A 1,216-nucleotide genomic window follows, 5' to 3' on the forward strand; every position below is an offset into this window, starting at 1 on the left:
GTCGCGTGCTATGTGAAAGTTTATGACAGCATCTAGATCTTTAATATCGAGACCGCGGGCCGCGACATCCGTTGCGACCAGAATTGAGGCGCTTTGATTAGAGAATCTAACAAGAGTTTGGTCTCGATCGCGCTGTTCCATATCACCATGTATCGCAATGGCGCTGAAGTTTCTATCATGTAAGGCATCTGCCAGGTCTTGGGTTTCTCGTTTGGTATTGCAGAAAATCACCGTTGATGGTGGTTGATACTGCATGAGAATACGATGAACTGCATCAATTCGCTCATCTTGATCTGGGAGTTCATAGAAGTGTTGCTCAATACTGCTGTCACTATGTGTTGACTCAACCTTTACCATGACCGGATCGGTGAGATATTGCGCTGCGATCGATTGAATCTGTTTTGGATAGGTTGCGCTTAACAGCAGAGTTTGGCGCTCTTCTGGTATATCTTCAATGATAGTATCCAAGGCCTCCTGAAAGCCCATGTCTAGCATTCTATCAGCTTCGTCCAATACCAGCGTGTCAACATTGTTGAGCTTCAGGTTACCTTTTCTAACGTGTTCTTCAACCCGGCCAGGAGTACCGACGATGATATGTGCGCCGTGCTCTAAAGAACCAACTTGAGGGCCAAAAGGCATGCCGCCACATAAGGTGAGAACTTTTATATTGTGAATAGCGCGGGCAAGTTTGCGAATTTCTTTGGCGACTTGATCGGCCAGCTCACGAGTAGGGCAGAGCACCAAAGATTGAATTCTGAAACGTTTTACGTCTAGCTTATTGAGTAGCCCAAGCCCAAATGCGGCAGTCTTTCCTGAGCCCGTTTGACCTTGCGCGATGACATCTTTTCCCTCAATAATCAGGGGCAGGCTCTGCATTTGAATCGGTGTCATGGCTTGATAGCCTAATGAATCCAGATTGTCTAAAAGTTCTTTTTTTAGGGCTTGGGAAGAAAAAGCAGAGTCGCTCAAAATAATTGTCCTGATGTTGGAAAGCAGCAAGGCCCCTGTTTATCGAATACGGGCCTTAATAAGTGGCACATTCTAGTACTTGTCAGCGAAGTGTTCCATCTCTAGCTGAATTCTAACTAAGGAGGTTTCCCTATCATCTCATGAGACAACCTCATAACAAGGTTTGTATTCCTTATCACCCAGCTTCATTCGGCGCTGGTCGACGAACGTGCGCAAGAGCTTATCCAATGGCTCTATAATTTCCAAA

2 protein-coding genes are annotated in these 1,216 nt (G+C 45.8%); both read right to left on the reverse strand.

Annotation, left to right across the window (positions count from 1 at the left end; all coding sequences use genetic code 11):
- The coding region (gene dbpA, locus A3735_RS06805) for an ATP-dependent RNA helicase DbpA (RefSeq protein WP_068637810.1) at positions 1-969 on the reverse strand (969 nt) is incomplete at its 3' end.
- A gap of 138 nt (positions 970-1,107) precedes the next feature.
- Positions 1,108-1,215 carry a pyrimidine/purine nucleotide monophosphate nucleosidase domain-containing protein gene (locus A3735_RS32255; RefSeq protein WP_082885820.1) on the reverse strand — a complete coding sequence of 36 codons (108 nt, stop codon included), beginning with the start codon at positions 1,213-1,215 and terminating at the stop codon, positions 1,108-1,110.
- Position 1,216 lies beyond the last annotated feature (1 nt).

The organism is Oleiphilus sp. HI0061 (genome assembly GCF_001635675.1).